Below are 15,245 nucleotides of genomic sequence, written 5' to 3' on the forward strand. Positions count from 1 at the left end.
TGGTCACCCCCTGTAAAAGGTATGTCAGCCGCATCAAATTATAGGGGAGGAGCCTTTCAGCGCAACCCGATCCGCCCAAGGGCGATGCCGATCCACTTGTTGAGCGGGTTGTCGCGCGAAAGAAACCTGATGGGAGGGGGCTTTCTGGTGCCGAGCACGTGCAAGAGCGCCAGGATCTCAGGACTTCCTCCGGCCTCCATCCCCTTCCTGAGGGCCGCTAGCGCCTCGGGCTTTTGCCCGGCGATCTGGTGCACTTTGGCAAGGTTCAGGTGGTGGGCCGGGTTTTGCGGCTCGATCTCCAGCGAGGCGAGGCAGAGGTCGCGCCCTTTCCTCACCTGCCCCCGCTCCTTGGCGATGCAGTACCCAAGGTACGAGTGCAGGGCGGGGTTGTCCTGCACCTTGAAGGCCCGCTCCAACAAGGGAAGGGCCGCCTGGGGGTCCCCCCCCGACAGCACCTCGATGGCGCGCTGGCAAAGTTTTAACGGATCGTCCTGCGGCATGAGCTCCATCGGTCCCACCTCCGGCGACTACAGCAGTAACAGCAGTTCCTGGTGCTTCTCAATCCTTGCCAGCGCGGGCATCTCACCGCGGTAGGCGACAAACGGGACCCCGGCAGCGTCGGCCGCCTGGCGGTCCACCTCGGAATCCCCGATGAAAAGGGCCTCTTCCGGTGCGATGCCGTATCGCTCCAGCACCTTCCAAAGCGGCTCCGGGTGCGGTTTCGGGTTTTGCACCAGCGCCGCGGTCATGACGCAGCTGAAATAGGGGGCGAGCCCGAAGCTCTCCAAGAGCAGGTCCATGGAGCTTGCCCTGTTGGTGCAGACGGCGAGCTCCACCCTCCCCTTCAGCGCCTCCAGCGTCTCCCTCAACCCCTCCTCCATCACCATCAGGGGAAAGAGCTTCCTGTAGTCGATGCTGGCCGAAAAGGCCCGCACCTCGTCCATCCGGTCGAAGCCGGCGAAGATATGGGAGAGCACGTCCTTGTTGCAGTAGGTATGCAGGATCCGCATCAGCTCGGCGTCGCTTCGGTCCAGAGGCGCCTTGCCGAAGCGTTCCACCACCTGTCCGTAGAAGGCGTAGTTCGCCTCGAAGGAGTCGAACAGCACCCCGTCGCAGTCGTAGATGACCGCCTTGGTCTCTTTTTTCAAAATATTCTCCGCGGGCACAGCCCGTTACTTCTGCTGGTTCCCGGCAAGCGTCTCCAGGTATTCCTCCCACTCGATGGGAAGCATGTGCTTCTTCTTGTTGTTACATTCCTTGCAGGCGGGGACCACGTTGCCGCGGGTCGACTTCCCCCCGCGGATCACCGGCACCACGTGGTCCATGGAAAGCTCGGCGGGCGGGAACTTCCCGCCGCACCAGTGGCAGGCGCCGCGCCCAAGGCGGTTTTTCCACCACTGGCTGCGGCGCAGCTCGCGCGCCTTCTCACGTTCCCTGCGTATCTCCTCCTCGGAGACCTCGATGATGAAATAGTCCAATCCGCTTCCTCTGCTTCCTGCTTTTCCCGCGTTACCTGCCGTTGCCGGCTCGCCAGCTGTCGATGGCCGCGCGCGCCAGTTCGTCGCAGCGCTCGTTCTCCACGTGGCCGTTGTGGCCGCGCACCCAGACCCAGCGGATCTTGTGCACCTTCGAGAGTTCGAGGAGCCGCTCCCAGAGGTCGCGGTTTAACACCGGTTCCTTCTTGGAGTTCACCCAGCCGCGCTTGACCCAGCCGGAAAGCCACTCGGTCATCCCCTTAGCCAGGTACTGGCTATCGGTGGTGACCACAACCTCGCAGGGGCGTTTCAGCGCCTCCAGCGCGGCGATAGCGGCGCTCATCTCCATCCGGTTGTTCGTGGTCTCACCCTCGGCGCCGGAGATCTCCTTCACCGTCTCGCCGCAGCGCAGGATGCTGCCGTACCCCCCGACGCCGGGGTTGCCGCTGCAGGCCCCGTCGCAAAAGATCTCAACCTGCATCGACGCTCCCCCTGTCCTGCTGCAAAAGCGAGGCGATCGCCTCCATCACCCGGTCCACGATCAGCTGGTGGGTCTCCTTGCAGTCTTCCAGCGCGTAGAGGTCGGAGAAGTCGAGCGGGTGGCCGAAGCGGACCGCCCCCTGGGCGCCCAGCGCCGGGAACTTCCAGCGGTTCACGCCGGTGAGCGCGGTCGGTATCACCTGGGGCCTCGTGTCGTAGATGATCTTGCCCACGCCACGGTTCCCCTTGCCGAGCACCCCGTCCTTGTGCCTGGTCCCCTCGGGGAAGAGCATCACCTTCTGGTCCGCCAAGAGCGCGTTGATCTGCTTTCCGGCGCGGATGTCGCGGCCGCGGCGCACCGGGAAGGCGCCCCAGGAGCGGTAGACGAGCCCCATGAAGCGGCTTTGGAACAGCTCCTCCTTGGCCGGGGCCCAGAGCATCTGCAGCGGATGGCGCCTGATGACGGCCCAGGGGAGGAAGATCGTGTCGTAGGCGGAGATATGGTTGGAAGCGACCAGCACCCCTCCCGAACCGGGGATGCGCTCGGCGCCGTGAACGGTGAAGCGGTTGAGCGCGGAGGCGTAGCAGCCGATCACCCAGACGGAAAAGGTGACCCAGAGGCGACGCAGAAGTGAGACCTTCAAGGAAGAGACCCCTCATGCAGTGGATTTTGTTGCTGAGAACGATGATTTATAGCATGAATGGCGGACCGGGGGCAACCGTTTCCAGCCAAGATCAACCGTTGACGGTAAAGTAGAAAGTCGCTCCCTCCCCAGGCCTACCTTCTCCCCAGACCCGGCCGTTGTGCCGCCGTATGATGCGGCGCACCGTGGCGAGCCCAAGGCCTGTGCCGGGGAACTCCCGGGCCGAGTGCAGGCGCCTGAAGGGTTGGAAGAGCTCCTCGGCGCGGAGGTTGTCGAAGCCGGCGCCGTTGTCCTTGACGAAGACCACCAGCTCCCTCTGCTCATTGCACAGGGTACCGAGCTCGATCACGGGCTCGGTCACGTTCGAGGTGTACTTCCAGGCGTTGGACAAAAGGTTGCCCAGGGCGATGCGCAACAGTTCCCGGTCCCCATGGACCAGAACCCGCTCGGGAAGCTTCAGCGCCACCTCCCGCCCCGGCGTGTCCAGCTGCAGCTGCGCGGCAAGTTCTTGCGCCAGCTGGGCCAAGTCCACAGTGGTGGAGACCATCTCCATCTCCGTTACGTGGCAAAGGGTCATCAGCGCCTCGATCATCGACTCCATCTGCACGCAACCGTCGTTGACGAGCGAAACGAAGAAGCGGCCGTTTTCGTCGAGCAACGCGCTGTACCCCTGCAGTTCCTGCGCCGAACTGTAGATCCTGGTAAGGGGCGCGCGGAGGTCATGGGCGACCGCCAGACAGAACGCCTCCAGCTCCCGGTTCACCTGCTGCAGCTCGCAGGCCTGCCTGGTCAGGGCCAGGTTCAACTGGGCAGCCTCGCGCTCGGCAAGTCGCTGGGCCGTAACGTCCCGCACCACCTCGATGCCGAGGGCGGGCCTGCCGTCCACCCCGTTCAGCACCGAGCCGGTGATCTCCACGTAGCGCCCGCCGTCTAAAGGATCCGGGCTCACCTTAGCGCGGTGCACCTTGCCGTCTTCGAAGGCGGCCGCCAGATGACAGCCGGGGCAGATCTCCTTTTCCTGGCGGTACGCCTGATAGCAGGGTTCTCCGACATGGCGCCCCATCATCTCGACGTGGGCCCGGTTTTGGTAGACGATGGTCATGTCAGGGGCCTGGATGGAGATCGCGTCACCCATCGCCTCGACGATACCCCGCAGCTTGGCCCTGTCGTCCTCCGACTTTTCCAGGGCGTTTTTCAGGGCCGACTCCAGCTGGTCCTGCAGCCGATGTGACCGCCTGCTGGAAAGGAGCAGGCAGCAGACCAGGAAGACCACCAGGGAGAACTCAGCCACCTGGTGCAGATCCGGGTGCAGCAGCTTTTGGTAGAAAGAGCCTCCGTCGAAGAGGAAATGGATTATGGCCGCCTGAAGCAGCCAGAACAGCAGGATAAGGCCGCACCCAAGCAGCGCCTGGAGCAGGAAGGACCTCCCGCCCGCCTCGGAGAGGCCGGCGCAGAAAGAAAGGCGCAATTTCAACTCCACACCCCTTCGACCGCGGCTCCGCAGGAGCCACAGCGCCCCTGCGCCAGTAGGTTTTCCTCCACCACGTAGCCGTACCTTCGGATCAGCAGCGCACCGCAGCCCGGGCAGTAGCTGTTCTCCCCCCCCTCGCCAGGGACGTTCCCCTCGTACACGTAGCGCAAGCCAGCTTCAAGCCCCAAGTCGCGTGCCTTTCTCAGCGTCGAGACGGGAGTGCGTGGCTCGTCCGTCAGGCGATAGGTCGGGTAAAACTGGCTCACGTGCCACGGGGTGTCCACGCCGACCTCGTCGGCGATGAAGCGCGCGATGCCGCGCAACTCATCTTCGGAGTCGTTGCGGTTGGGGATCACCAGGGTAGTGATCTCGATCCAGATGCCGAGCCTCTTGTACTGCCTGATGCAGTCGAGCACCTCGTCGAGTGAGGCGCCCACCACCTCGCGGTAGAAGGAATCGCTGAAACCTTTGAGATCGATGTTGGCTGCGTCCAGATAGGGAGCCATCACCGAGAGCGCCTCGCTGGTGATGTAGCCGTTGGTGACGAAGATGTTCTTGAGGCCTGCCTCGCGGGCCAGCTTGGCCGTCTCGTAGGCGTACTCGAAGAAGATGGTGGGCTCGGTGTAGGTGTAGGCTATGGAACGGCAGCCGGCAGCAAGGGCACGCTCCACGATCTGCTCCGGCGAAAGCGCAAAGCCGGCACGCTCGACGCTCTGCTCGTCGGGCTGTGAGATGCTGTAGTTCTGGCAGTGCAGGCAACGGAAGTTGCACCCCACCGTGGCTACGGAGTAGGAGCGGCTCCCCGGAAGCAGATGGAAGAGGGGCTTTTTCTCTATGGGGTCCACGTGCTCGGCCACGGCGCGCCCGTAGACCAGTGAGTAGAGCACCCCCGCGCGGTTCTGTCGCACCCTGCAGTGCCCGAACTTTCCGCTGCCGATCAGGCAGCGGAAGCGGCACAGGCCGCAGCGAACCCGCTCCCCGTCAAGCTTTTCGTAAAACATGGCTTCTTTCATGATCTCCCTCCTTGGGTCTTCGCCCCGGGCGGAACAAGAATTAGCGGCGGCAAATATAGCATCCGGATCAGAAAAACTCCAGCTGAAAGTGGGGAATTGTCAGCTATCCCGCCGATAAAGGGAAAAATTCTCCAAACCGTCGTTACGGGACGAAGGTGCGGAAAAAAAAATTTCCCGGCGCTCCCCCTTTACGTAAGGATCAACTCCAATCTGTAAAAATGGCATACCCGTGTTTGATATCGGAAAACTGTTGTCATGCCGATGAGTTGTAAATCAAATTCCTGAAGTTTCAAGATCCGGAGACAAGGTTGTTTTAAAATGAAGGCTCGGCGAAGCAAGGGGGAGGAAAAGCTAAACTACTGTTTTAGGGCATTTTTTCGGAAATTTTACACTTGACCCGGACGTCGCTTTATATATAGTGTCGAAATCATAATTCTGCCTATAGGAGAAAAACAAACATGCAATGCCCCCACTGCAGCAGCAAAAAAGGAATCGAGATCGACATGCATTCCGACGGCTACGCGAAGGACCTGCTGGAATGCACCTCGTGCGGCACGGTCTGGCTGGAAAAACACAGCAAGATCATCATGGTCAGCAAGCAGCAGCAGGCTGCCTGATCGGGAATGGGGGCGCTAAGGCGCCCCCCCCTCCGTTTCCTTGGGCAAAAATTCCCCTACCAGCCGGGAACCTCCGGCACTACCCCGTCCACTCCCAGAGCAACCCTTTCCAGGAAGCTGTCGTAGACCGGCGCCAGCTTTTCCCAATCGTAGCGCCCGACGAAGCAGTCCAGCACCTCACCTCTTTCGCGCTCCAGTATCAGCTCTCTCAACCGCTCCGCCAAATTCCCATCGTCGCGGTAGAGCACCCTCTCCCGGGCCTCGTCAGGAACATGCTCCGGGTAGGCGAGCCGGTCCGGTAAAAGCGGACGACAGCCGCAGTAAAGGGCCTGCACCACGCTCGCGCCGAAGAACTCCTGGCGCGAGGTGACCGGCAGGATGTCGGCCCTCCAGAGCCAGGCTGCGTAATCGGAAAAGCGTTCCAGATACCCCCACTGCACCACGCGCGAGCCGAGCCTTTCCCGCGCCTGCCGGAACACCCCGGGCCCGCGCCCGAAGGACTCACCCACCACCGCGACCTCGAACTCGACCCCGTCGTTGGCCAGCCGGTAAAGCGACTCGAAAAAGGGCTCCGGCGCCTTGTCGTATTCCCATCGATGGTTCCAAAGCACAAGCGGCACCCGTGACTTGTCCTTGGCGGGCGGGCGGTGACGGTCCAGTTTTCGCAGGTCGAGCCCCAGGGGAAGAACCCTGCTCTTCCTGGCGATCCGCTCAGCAGAGGCCAGGTCAACCGCATCGGGAAACGCCTGCAGGAACCGGGGGAGCGCTCCCAGGAAGGAGTCGCGATGGTAACGGGAGTTGAACAGCACGGCATCGGCCGCAAGTGCGCTCGCGTAGTTGATGAAGGCGTAGTGCAGGTCCCTTTGCAGGGCAGGGTCCTGGTCCGTGGGGGACCACGGGTAGGTGAGCTGGTTTTCGTGGAAGTACAGGGCGGTCGGGATGCCGTGGCTCGCGCTGCGGGTAAGCGCCAGGAAGGTGGTGAGGTCGAGCATGTCGGTGGCTAGGATCAGGTCCGGCCGCGGCTGCTCCAGAAACCTTGCAGCGAGCGTAACCGCGCCGCCGTGCATGCGCCACTTCCAGTTGCGCCCTGGAAGCGTCAAGAGCTCGACCTCGTGGCTGCTGTTTGCCGCGAACTCCCGCGCCCAGGCGGCGTGGGAGCCGGTGCAGTAAGGCTCTAACAATGTGATGCGCATGCCGCAGCTCCTCTAGACCAATTGACAATTGACAATTGACGATGGACAATTGACAACGTAAAACCACATGTCCAAGGACTTAGAACATGAAGCGCCGCATGCTTATGTTCAGCAGTATCCCCACACCCACCATGGAGGTGACCATGGAGGTGCCGCCATAGGAAAAGAACGGCAGCGGAACCCCTACGACGGGAAGGAGGCCGATCACCATCCCCATGTTGATCACGATGTGCCAAAATAGCATGGCGGAGACCCCGACGGCCAGGAGCGAGCCGAAGCGGTCGTTGCACCTTTTGGCGATGCCGAGCCCCCAGAGGACGAGGAACAGGTAGAGGGTCAGCATCAGCAGGCAGCCGGCAAAGCCCCATTCCTCGGCGAAGACCGAGAAGGCGAAGTCGGTGTGCTGCTCGGGGAGAAAACGGAGCTGGGACTGGGTTCCCTGCATGAACCCCTTGCCGAAGGTGGCCCCGGAGCCGACCGCAATCTTGCTCTGGATGATGTGGTAGCCGCTTCCCAGGGGGTCGAGGTCGGGGTTGAGGAAGTTGTAGATACGCTTTTTCTGGTAGTCATGCAGCCCGAAGTTCCAGGCACCGTAGACGATGGGAACGGCGGCGGCGAAGAGTGTGGCCAGGGCGGACCAGCGGACGCCGACGAAGAGAAGCATGCTCCCCCCGATCAGGGTGACCAGAACAGCTGTCCCGAGATCCGGCTGCTTCATGATGAGCAGGGCCGGCATCCCCAGGATGAGCAGCGGGTACACCAGGTCCTTGAGCGTCAGCCCCTTGAAGATCGGGTAGCGGCTGAAGAACCTGGCGAAGGTCATGATGATGACGATCTTCATCGGCTCGGAAGGCTGCATGTTGAAGAAGCCCAGGTTGATCCAGCGGGTCGCCCCCATGGTCGTCTTCCCCGCCACCAGCACCAGCACCAGCAAAACCAGGACGGCGCCGTAGAGCCAGTAGGCGAAGTCCTCCAGCATGTGGTAGTCGAGGCTGCAGACCGTAAGACAGAGGGTGAGACCGGCGAAGATCCAGTAGAGCTGCTTCAGGTAGTAGGGTGTCCCTATGTCGCGGTACGAGGACGAGGCGCTGTATATGTTGATCACCCCGAAGGCGGTGATGAGCAGCACCACTGCCAAAAGGGTCCAGTCGAAGTTTGTGAATAGCCGTCTGTCGAACATCTGCGTTCCTTCTCCTTGTTCCGATGGGAAAATCGGAGCTATCTGTCGGAGCCTGCCGGGGCCGGGGGGACCGGGGCCGGGGCGGCCTCTGCGCCGTCGGGTTCGGCCACAGCTTCGCCGTCCTGCAGCGGCTTGACCTTCGGGACCGGCTTCTTGATCACGCCTTTCCCCTCGAAGTAGGCGCGCAGAACCTTGCCGGTCACCGGCGCCGCCGCGCTCCCTCCGTGCTCGCCGTGCTCGACCACCACGGCGACCGCTATCTCGGGCTTTTCATAGGGGGCGAACGCCACGAAGAGGGCGTGGTCCCGGTACTTGTAGGCCATTCCCGCCTTGCTGTCGCGCACCACCTGGGACGAGCCGGTCTTCCCAGCGACCTTCACCTCCCAAAGCCTCGCCATGCCGCCGGTGCCGCGCGGCTCGTTGACTACTGCGAAAAGCCCGTCCTTTACCAGGCGGTAGGTCTCGGGCTTCAACCCGGTCGTCCCGGCCACCTGGGGCGAGAACTCCTTCAACACCTTGCCGTCGGCGTCCACCACCCGCTTCACCAGCTGGGGGCGGTAGATTTTCCCCTCGTTGGCCACCGTCGCTATCATGGAGGCGAGCTGGATCGGGGTGGTGAGGACGTACCCCTGCCCGATGCCTACGGGAAGCGTCTCGCCGGCAAACCATTTCTTGCCGAAGCGCTTTAGTTTCCACTCGTCGGTGGGGATGATCCCACCCTTCTCGTTCTCGAGGCCGATCCCCATCGGGGTCCCCAAGCCGAAGCGTTTGGCGTAGGCCGCGATGCGGTTCACCCCCAGGCGCTCTGCGAGCTTGTAGTAGAAGACGTCGCAGGATTCCCGCAGCGAGCGCTTCAGGTTCACCGTGCCGTGCCCCTTGTGCTCCCAGCACCTGAAGGTGGCGTTGCCGAACTTGTAGGAGCCGTTGCACTCGACCGTCGTGTTCTGGTCGATGAGCCCCTCCTCAAGCCCCGCGATGGCGGTGATGATCTTGAAGGTGGAGCCCGGGGGATACATCCCCTTGAGCGCCTTGTTTTCCAGAGGGTGCCGCTCGTCCTCCAGGTACTTTTTCCAGACGTCGGGGGGCATGCGCCCGGTGAAAAGCGCAGGATCGTAGTCCGGATTGGAACTGAAGGCGAGGATCTCGCCGGTGTTGACGTCCATGGCCACGACAGCCCCGGCCATGTCGCCCATGGCCTCCTCGGCGGCCTTCTGCAGGTTCAGGTCCACGGTAAGCACCACGGTGTTGCCGACGCTGGAGCCGGTCTCGGCCACGGTGCGCAGGAAGCGTCCGCGGGCGTCCACCTCTATCTGTCGCCCGCCGTCGGTGCCGTGCAGGTACGACTCCCAGGCCCTCTCTATGCCGCTTTTGCCTATGTAGTCCCCGGCGTTGTACTCCTGGTACTTTTCCGAGGTCAGCTCCTCCTCGTTCACCTCGCCCAGGTACCCCAAAAGGTGCGAGGCGAGCGTGCCGTTGGCGTAGGCGCGGATCGGCTTCATCTCGATGTTCACCCCGGACAGTGAGAGCCGGTTCTCCTCGAGGAACTCCATCTGGTCACGCGTGATCCCGGAGGCGACCACCAGGGGGTAGTATTTGGCCCTCCCCTGCCCCTTGTTCCACTTGGTCTCGATCTCGTTGCGGTCGAGGTTCAGGTAACGCGCCAGGTTGTCGATCAACTGCTCCTTGTCCTTCACGTCCTGGGGGATGACGGCGACGGAGAAGGAGGGGGTGTTGGAGACCAGCACCTTGCCGTTTCTGTCGAGGATGGCGCCTCGCGGAGCGGCTACCGGGACGAAACGGAGCCGGTTGTTCTCGGACTGGTTGATCAGGTCGTCGGCGTTCACCACCTGCAGGTACCAAAGCCGGGACAAAAGCAGGAAGAAGATGGCGAAGGCGCCGAAGGAGAGGCCTATGATGCGGCGGCCGCCCCCGTCGTCGTCGGGCAGTATGTTGTGCTTCATCGCGCCTCCTCCACCGGAAGCCTCACGCCGGAAAACAGCGAGGCGATCAGCGCGTTGATCAGCGCCTGGGGTATCAGGGCCGGCAGCAGAGAAGCGTAAACCCCTTGCGATACTGAAAATATGGTAAGCATGAGCAGGTTCAAGGCGGCGCTGAACAGGGTGGCAGCAATAACCACCAGCACGAAGAGCGCCCGGTTGTCGGTGTACAGCCTGTCGGCCAGTTCGGACAAAAGGAGATAGATGCAGAGATAGGAGAAGGCGTGCAGCCCGAGGTACATGCCGCTGAAGCTGTCCTGGAGCAGTCCAAGCGCGAAGGCGGCAAGCCCAGCCAGGCGGTGTGGCGCCTTGAGCCCCAGGTAGACCACGAGGATGATGATCAGGTTGGGCTGGAAGGGATCCAGAAGGTACCTGGGAAGGAGCGTCATCTGGAGCAGGCAGGCGGCCAGGACGATCCCGGTTATTTTAAAGTAGGCTATCAAAGCTCGTTACCCGTGCTTGTTGCAAACTATTGTTGTTGCTGGCGTACCAGCACCAGCATCTCTTCCAGCCTCCCGATGTTGACCGTGGGGCGGACTTCGATGGTCTGGAAGACGCCGTACTCCCCTTTCTTGACCATGGTGACCTCCCCGATGGGGAGCCCCTTGGGAAAGACGCCGCCGACGCCGGAGCTGATCACCGTGTCGCCTACTTTCACGTCCTCGTCCTTCACCGTGAATTCCAGCGAGCAGCGCCCCCCGCCCGCGCCGCGCACGATCCCTCTGGCCCGCGAGCGCTGGACCACGGCGGCGATGGCGCTGGCATGGTCGGTGAGCAGCAGCACGCGGGAGCTCTGGGGCGCGACCTTGATCACACGGCCGACGACGCCGCCTGCGGCCACCACCGGCATCCCCTCCACCAGGCCGTCATCGCTGCCGCGATTCACCACCAGCGTCTTGAACCAGGCCGAGCTGTCCTCGCCGATCACGGAGACCGCGATGGAGGGGATGGCGACGCTCTGCTTTAAATCGAGCATGGCCTTCAGCCTCAGGTTTTCCGCGATCGCCTCGTTGTTGGCGACTATCCTCTCGTTCAGCCGTTTGACGCTTCTTCTCAACTCTACGTTCTCGCGCCTTACCTCGATGAGATCGATGTAGTTGTTCCAGATATCCCCCACCCCGCCGCTCAAAAAGGCAGCAGAGCCGGCGATGGGAGCGGTCAGCGTCATAACGGCCCGCTCCACCGGGTTCGCGTGCTCCTTGTTCCTCAGGTTCAGCGCGTAGGTCAAAAACGCAGCCAAAAGGATGGCAGCGGTCAAAAGGAAGCGCCTGTAGCGGATTAGAAAGTTTTTCATCGGCCTCAAAAAAGGTTTAGGGGGCGCTGCGGCCCCCTATAACTGCGATCAAAGAGAAGCGGCCTCGCCGCTAATCGATCAGGTACGGCGACCCGGCTACTTCCTCGTAGCGGACCTCGTCCACCGGCTCGCGCTTCCCGTCTCCGGCGTAGAGCCGGTTGGGGGCGTTGAAGACGATGCCGTGCTCGGTCCCGACGTTGCGATAGGCATGCACCACTCCCGGCGGAACTATCATGGCCATCGGAGCATCGATGCCGGCGTAGATGATCTGCCTGACCCCGCAGCTCGGGGAATCGGGGCGCATGTCCCAGAGGTAGACCTTGAAGTTAGAAGGCCCCATGAAGCAGAAGTAGTCTGTCTGGTCGACGTGCTCGTGCGGCCCGCGGGTAATCCCCGGCTGGGTCATGGAGATGTAGGCCATGGCCGGGAGCACCTGCTGGTCCAGCTCGTCGCTGCGGAAAAGCTCGCAGAGCCACCCCCGTTCGTCCAGGAACTTACCCAGCGGCCTCAGCACCACGTCGTGGATGCGCCCTTTGGTGAAACTGGTTATGCCGTTCACGCCTTCTCCCCTCCCCCGCAGAGCGTGGTCTCGTTGTAGACTCGCAGCAAGTATTCGCGGTAAGAGGAGTTCGGAGTGGCTTCGATGACCTTGGCCATGGCAGCGCAGTCCAGGTACCCCATACGGAGCGCGATCTCCTCAAGGCAGCCGATCTTGAGCCCCTGCCGCGCCTCCAGGGTTCCGATGAAATGGGATGCCTCGAGCAGGCTTTGGTGGGTGCCGGTATCGAGCCAGGCGATGCCTCGCCCGAGCCTTTGCACAGAAAGTTCGCCCCGCTTCAGGTATTCCATGTTGACGTCGGTGATCTCCAGCTCCCCCCGCGCCGAGGGTTTCAGCCCCTTGGCGATCTGCGACACCTTGCCGTCGTAGAGGTACAGCCCCGGCACCGCGTAGTTCGACTTGGGAAACGCCGGCTTCTCCTCGATGCTGAGCACCCGGTCGTCGTGGTCGAACTCGACCACGCCGTAGCGTTCGGGGTCCTGCACGTAGTAACCGAAGATCCTGGCGCCGCCGTCGAAACCGGCGATCAGGCGGTCCAGCTCCATCTTGCCGTAGAAGATGTTGTCCCCAAGGATCAGGCAGACCGGTTCGCCCGCGATAAATTCTTCCCCGATGACAAACGCCTGCGCGATGCCGTTGGGCTCGGGCTGCACCGCATAGGAAAGACGGATCCCCCAGCGCGAGCCATCGCCCAGAAGAGCCTGGAAGCGGGGGGTGTCCTGCGGGGTGGAGATGATCAGCACGTCAGCGATCCCCGCCATCATCAGCGTCGCCAGCGGGTAGTAGATCATCGGCTTGTCGTAGACCGGCTGCAGCTGCTTGCTGGCTACCAGGGTCAGGGGGTAAAGCCTGCTCCCCGCGCCTCCGGCAAGGAGAATCCCCTTCTTGATTCCTTGTGGCATGATTGAACCTTTCAAATCTTCGATCACATTAACAAAAGCCCTTTTTTATCACACCGGCGCCCCCTGCGTCAAACCAATAAAGGGTTCGCTCAGAGGTTGCCGTCAAGTGAGGAGCTTCTCCTTCAGTTTCTCGTCGATGAAACTCTCTTCGATCGCCTCGCGCACCCATGACTCCGGGCAGCGTGAGAGGAGCGTCGCTGCCCCTTCGGCTACCGCCGGCACCTCGCTCCAGAGCGCGTTGCGCAGCGAACGGAGCCTGCGGGGGTCGGGCCTTTTGGCCGCCAGAAGCTCGCGGCACCCCTGGCAGATGAGCGCCAGGTTCGCCTCCATGGGTTCCTGGTCCGGCTGGTACTCCCAAAGACGCAACTCCTGGTCGCCTTCGCACCACTCGCAGCGAAACCCCGCCCTCTTGCTGACTGATTTCCCCAGCAGCTGCACCGCCGCCAGGTGGTCCTCATGTTCTTGCCGTCCCTTGGCCATGCCACCTCCGCTGCCGCTTCCGCAGCCCTGAATCCAACACGATCCAGCCACCGAGTCTAGCAGAATCACCAATGAGATCAATATATTTCTGCATCAGGCGCATGCCGGTGGCGGAGAGTTTTTTCTCTGGACAGCACGGGTCGCGAACAGGTACCCTTTTTCCTCATTTTCAAGCGACCCGCGCAGCGCGGGACAAGGAGAGAGGATGAAACTGCCGCAGCCGCTTTTCCAGGGGACCCTGATACGGCGCTACCAGCGCTTTCTGGCGGACGTCGAGCTGGAGGACGGAACAGTGGTCACCGCCCACACCCCCAACACCGGGAGCATGATGGGGTGCGCCTGCGCCGGCAACCGTGTCCTCCTTTCCAAAAGCGCGAGCCTCACCAGGAAATACCCTCACAGCTGGGAACTGGTGCAGGCCGACGGCGTCTGGATCGGCATCAACACCCAGCTCCCAAACCTGCTCGCCAAAGAGGCGATCCTCGACGGCACCATCGCCGAGCTCTCCGGATACCAGCAGATCCGCAGCGAGGTCCCCTACGGCACCGGGAGCCGTATCGACCTTCTGCTCTCCGGGGAGCGGGGGCTTTGCTACGTGGAAACCAAGAACGTCACCCTGGTAAAGGACGGGGTCGCCCTCTTCCCCGACGCGGTCAGCGAAAGGGGGCAAAAGCACCTGCGGGAGCTGATGAAGATGGTGCGCCAGGGACACAGGGCGGTGAACCTCTTCATCGTGCAGCGCGGCGACGGCTCGGCCCTTGCCCCGGCCGACGCCATCGACCCCGTCTACGGCAGGCTCTTGAGGGAAGCGGCACAAAAGGGGGTGGAACTCCTCGCTTACCGCGCCGAGGTGACCCGGACCGAGGTACGCCTGGAACGCTCGCTGCCGGTTGTACTCTAAACGGTTGACATCGCTTGCAAGGACGCTACAGTTATAGGCATTGTGCCGAGGGTCCAATGAGAATGCCCCGATGTACCATATACGCCAAGGAGAGCGGCGTCGAGATTTCCCCCAGCGAGAAGAAGCAGCAGGGTAAACCCGAGGAAGGAAGGGTCGCCTTCCGCTTTTTCAGGCTCGCAGCCGGCGCGCCGCAGATCAGGTTTGTGGCCGAGCCGTGGGAGGCGTTCGAGATCTCCAGAAGGATGAATCAGGTGCAACAGGAGGGGGGAAAGGAAACCCTCACCCACCGCTACGAGAGCGCCGAAGGCGAGACCGTCACCAGGCTTAGCGTCGAATGCTACCAAAGAAACGGCAAAAAGGGGTACGCCTTCTCGGTGCAGCGCGGCGAGGAGAGCATCAACGTGGCGGCTCCGGTCGGGGAGTTCCTCTTCGCGGCGGAGTTTCTGAAACAGCTCTCGGTGGCGCAGTCCTGGGTGGAGCAGGCGGCGCAAAGGCAGGAAACGGGGGCCAAGGCGCAAAAACAGGTGCAGTGACGAACCGGCCGCGGGGATAGCGAAGGGGGCGGCAAGAGCGGGACAGCGTGATAATCAAACCGAGCAAGACCCTATACCTCAGCATCGAGAGCAAGCTCTCCGACGTGGCCCTGGTGGGACACGCGGTGCGCGGCGTCTGCGCCTGCTCCCCACTTAAGGAAGAAGCCTACGGCGAGATGGAGGTCTGCGTCGTCGAGGCCCTCAACAACGCCATCACCCACGCCTACCGAAGGCAGGAGGGGTTCCGGGTCGACACGGCCATCACCCTGCACCACGACCGCATCTCATTCGCCGTCTCCGACAGCGGAAAGGCGATAGAGCAGTACGCCCCCAGGAGCCTTGAATTCGACCCCGAGGTGATCGGGTCCATCCCCGAGAATGGCATGGGGCTCTTCATCATCGAGACCATCATGGACGAGGTGAGCTACAGCTCAAAAAACGGCAGTAACACTCTCTCCTTCTGCAGGTACTTCACCCAGCCCCAGGCCTAGCGACTCTAGAAACTC

General features: G+C 62.3%; 19 protein-coding genes. 4 read left to right on the forward strand and 15 right to left on the reverse strand.

Going from position 1 to position 15,245, the window contains the following annotated elements:
• Positions 1-56 precede the first annotated feature (56 nt).
• The 7 genes from GEOBRER4_RS11625 to amrS form a co-directional block, all read right to left on the reverse strand.
• Complete coding sequence (locus tag GEOBRER4_RS11625) at positions 57-509, reverse strand: tetratricopeptide repeat protein (protein WP_185242431.1); 453 nt, start codon at positions 507-509, stop codon at positions 57-59.
• Positions 510-527: 18 nt separating this feature from the next.
• On the reverse strand, positions 528-1,148 hold the full coding sequence (locus GEOBRER4_RS11630; RefSeq protein WP_185242432.1) for an HAD family hydrolase: 621 nt from the start codon (positions 1,146-1,148) through the stop codon (positions 528-530).
• 24 nt (positions 1,149-1,172) lie between these two features.
• A complete protein-coding gene (locus GEOBRER4_RS11635; protein WP_085812451.1) occupies positions 1,173-1,478 on the reverse strand; it encodes an HNH endonuclease in 306 nt (101 codons plus the stop codon).
• A 31-nt stretch (positions 1,479-1,509) separates the two neighbouring features.
• Complete coding sequence (gene rnhA, locus GEOBRER4_RS11640; RefSeq protein ID WP_085812450.1) at positions 1,510-1,956, reverse strand: ribonuclease HI; 447 nt, start codon at positions 1,954-1,956, stop codon at positions 1,510-1,512.
• A complete protein-coding gene (locus tag GEOBRER4_RS11645; RefSeq protein WP_185242433.1) occupies positions 1,946-2,599 on the reverse strand; it encodes a lysophospholipid acyltransferase family protein in 654 nt (217 codons plus the stop codon). The genes rnhA and GEOBRER4_RS11645 overlap by 11 nt, the downstream gene beginning before the upstream one ends.
• A 91-nt stretch (positions 2,600-2,690) precedes the next feature.
• Entirely contained in the window at positions 2,691-4,079 is a 1,389-nt protein-coding gene (locus GEOBRER4_RS11650; protein WP_185242434.1) for a sensor histidine kinase, read from the reverse strand.
• The gene (amrS, locus tag GEOBRER4_RS11655) at positions 4,070-5,083 is read right to left on the reverse strand and encodes an AmmeMemoRadiSam system radical SAM enzyme (RefSeq protein WP_185242435.1); all 1,014 of its coding nucleotides are present in this window, start codon (positions 5,081-5,083) and stop codon (positions 4,070-4,072) included. The genes GEOBRER4_RS11650 and amrS overlap by 10 nt, the downstream gene beginning before the upstream one ends.
• A 458-nt stretch (positions 5,084-5,541) precedes the next feature.
• Between amrS and GEOBRER4_RS11660 the strand changes: the two genes are divergently transcribed.
• Positions 5,542-5,700: a TFIIB-type zinc ribbon-containing protein gene (locus GEOBRER4_RS11660; protein ID WP_162843114.1), complete on the forward strand. Its 159-nt coding sequence runs from the start codon at positions 5,542-5,544 to the stop codon at positions 5,698-5,700.
• 56 nt (positions 5,701-5,756) lie between these two features.
• Here the strand turns inward: GEOBRER4_RS11660 and GEOBRER4_RS11665 are convergent, their stop codons facing one another.
• The 8 genes from GEOBRER4_RS11665 to GEOBRER4_RS11700 all read right to left on the reverse strand — a co-directional run bounded on the left by GEOBRER4_RS11665 (position 5,757) and on the right by GEOBRER4_RS11700 (position 13,305).
• Complete coding sequence (locus GEOBRER4_RS11665) at positions 5,757-6,893, reverse strand: tRNA-queuosine alpha-mannosyltransferase domain-containing protein (RefSeq protein WP_185242436.1); 1,137 nt, start codon at positions 6,891-6,893, stop codon at positions 5,757-5,759.
• A 79-nt stretch (positions 6,894-6,972) separates the two neighbouring features.
• Positions 6,973-8,073 (reverse strand): rod shape-determining protein RodA, encoded by a 1,101-nt coding sequence (gene rodA, locus GEOBRER4_RS11670; RefSeq protein ID WP_085812445.1) that lies wholly within the window; start codon positions 8,071-8,073, stop codon positions 6,973-6,975.
• 38 nt (positions 8,074-8,111) lie between these two features.
• Positions 8,112-10,034 carry a penicillin-binding protein 2 gene (mrdA, locus tag GEOBRER4_RS11675; RefSeq protein ID WP_185242437.1) on the reverse strand — a complete coding sequence of 641 codons (1,923 nt, stop codon included), beginning with the start codon at positions 10,032-10,034 and terminating at the stop codon, positions 8,112-8,114.
• A complete protein-coding gene (gene mreD / locus GEOBRER4_RS11680) occupies positions 10,031-10,513 on the reverse strand; it encodes a rod shape-determining protein MreD (protein WP_185242438.1) in 483 nt (160 codons plus the stop codon). Before mreD ends, mrdA begins: the two co-directional genes overlap by 4 nt.
• Before the next feature lie 26 nt (positions 10,514-10,539).
• Positions 10,540-11,364 carry a rod shape-determining protein MreC gene (gene mreC, locus GEOBRER4_RS11685; protein ID WP_185242439.1) on the reverse strand — a complete coding sequence of 275 codons (825 nt, stop codon included), beginning with the start codon at positions 11,362-11,364 and terminating at the stop codon, positions 10,540-10,542.
• 70 nt (positions 11,365-11,434) lie between these two features.
• Positions 11,435-11,923 (reverse strand): dTDP-4-dehydrorhamnose 3,5-epimerase family protein, encoded by a 489-nt coding sequence (locus GEOBRER4_RS11690; RefSeq protein ID WP_185242440.1) that lies wholly within the window; start codon positions 11,921-11,923, stop codon positions 11,435-11,437.
• Positions 11,920-12,825, reverse strand: coding sequence for a glucose-1-phosphate thymidylyltransferase RfbA (rfbA, locus tag GEOBRER4_RS11695; RefSeq protein WP_185242441.1), 906 nt, complete (start codon positions 12,823-12,825; stop codon positions 11,920-11,922). Before rfbA ends, GEOBRER4_RS11690 begins: the two co-directional genes overlap by 4 nt.
• A 102-nt stretch (positions 12,826-12,927) precedes the next feature.
• On the reverse strand, positions 12,928-13,305 hold the full coding sequence (locus GEOBRER4_RS11700) for a hypothetical protein (protein WP_185242442.1): 378 nt from the start codon (positions 13,303-13,305) through the stop codon (positions 12,928-12,930).
• 205 nt (positions 13,306-13,510) lie between these two features.
• Here GEOBRER4_RS11700 and sfsA point away from each other — a divergent pair, with 205 nt between their 5' ends.
• The 3 genes from sfsA to GEOBRER4_RS11715 are packed head-to-tail and all read left to right on the forward strand — an operon-like array spanning position 13,511 to position 15,230.
• Positions 13,511-14,206, forward strand: a complete 696-nt coding sequence (gene sfsA / locus GEOBRER4_RS11705; protein WP_185242443.1) for a DNA/RNA nuclease SfsA — start codon at positions 13,511-13,513, stop codon at positions 14,204-14,206.
• A gap of 56 nt (positions 14,207-14,262) precedes the next feature.
• Positions 14,263-14,739, forward strand: a complete 477-nt coding sequence (locus tag GEOBRER4_RS11710) for a hypothetical protein (RefSeq protein WP_185242444.1) — start codon at positions 14,263-14,265, stop codon at positions 14,737-14,739.
• 47 nt (positions 14,740-14,786) lie between these two features.
• Positions 14,787-15,230, forward strand: coding sequence for an ATP-binding protein (locus GEOBRER4_RS11715; protein WP_185242445.1), 444 nt, complete (start codon positions 14,787-14,789; stop codon positions 15,228-15,230).
• The last annotated feature ends 15 nt before the right edge of the window (positions 15,231-15,245 follow it).

Source organism: Citrifermentans bremense, assembly GCF_014218275.1.
Classification (GTDB): domain Bacteria; phylum Desulfobacterota; class Desulfuromonadia; order Geobacterales; family Geobacteraceae; genus Geomonas; species Geomonas pelophila.

Bases quoted from the DNA above. Each gene is read 5' to 3' on its own strand.
- GEOBRER4_RS11700 (WP_185242442.1), bottom strand. From the start codon at position 13,305: ATGGCCAAGGGACGGCAAGAACATGAGGACCACCTGGCGGCGGTGCAG.
- GEOBRER4_RS11665 (WP_185242436.1), bottom strand. From the start codon at position 6,893: ATGCGCATCACATTGTTAGAGCCTTACTGCACCGGCTCCCACGCCGCC.
- rnhA (WP_085812450.1), bottom strand. From the start codon at position 1,956: ATGCAGGTTGAGATCTTTTGCGACGGGGCCTGCAGCGGCAACCCCGGC.
- amrS (WP_185242435.1), bottom strand. From the start codon at position 5,083: ATGAAAGAAGCCATGTTTTACGAAAAGCTTGACGGGGAGCGGGTTCGC.
- mreC (WP_185242439.1), bottom strand. From the start codon at position 11,364: ATGAAAAACTTTCTAATCCGCTACAGGCGCTTCCTTTTGACCGCTGCC.
- sfsA (WP_185242443.1), top strand. From the start codon at position 13,511: ATGAAACTGCCGCAGCCGCTTTTCCAGGGGACCCTGATACGGCGCTAC.
- rfbA (WP_185242441.1), bottom strand. From the start codon at position 12,825: ATGCCACAAGGAATCAAGAAGGGGATTCTCCTTGCCGGAGGCGCGGGG.
- GEOBRER4_RS11710 (WP_185242444.1), top strand. From the start codon at position 14,263: ATGAGAATGCCCCGATGTACCATATACGCCAAGGAGAGCGGCGTCGAG.
- GEOBRER4_RS11660 (WP_162843114.1), top strand. From the start codon at position 5,542: ATGCAATGCCCCCACTGCAGCAGCAAAAAAGGAATCGAGATCGACATG.
- rodA (WP_085812445.1), bottom strand. From the start codon at position 8,073: ATGTTCGACAGACGGCTATTCACAAACTTCGACTGGACCCTTTTGGCA.
- GEOBRER4_RS11625 (WP_185242431.1), bottom strand. From the start codon at position 509: ATGGAGCTCATGCCGCAGGACGATCCGTTAAAACTTTGCCAGCGCGCC.
- mrdA (WP_185242437.1), bottom strand. From the start codon at position 10,034: ATGAAGCACAACATACTGCCCGACGACGACGGGGGCGGCCGCCGCATC.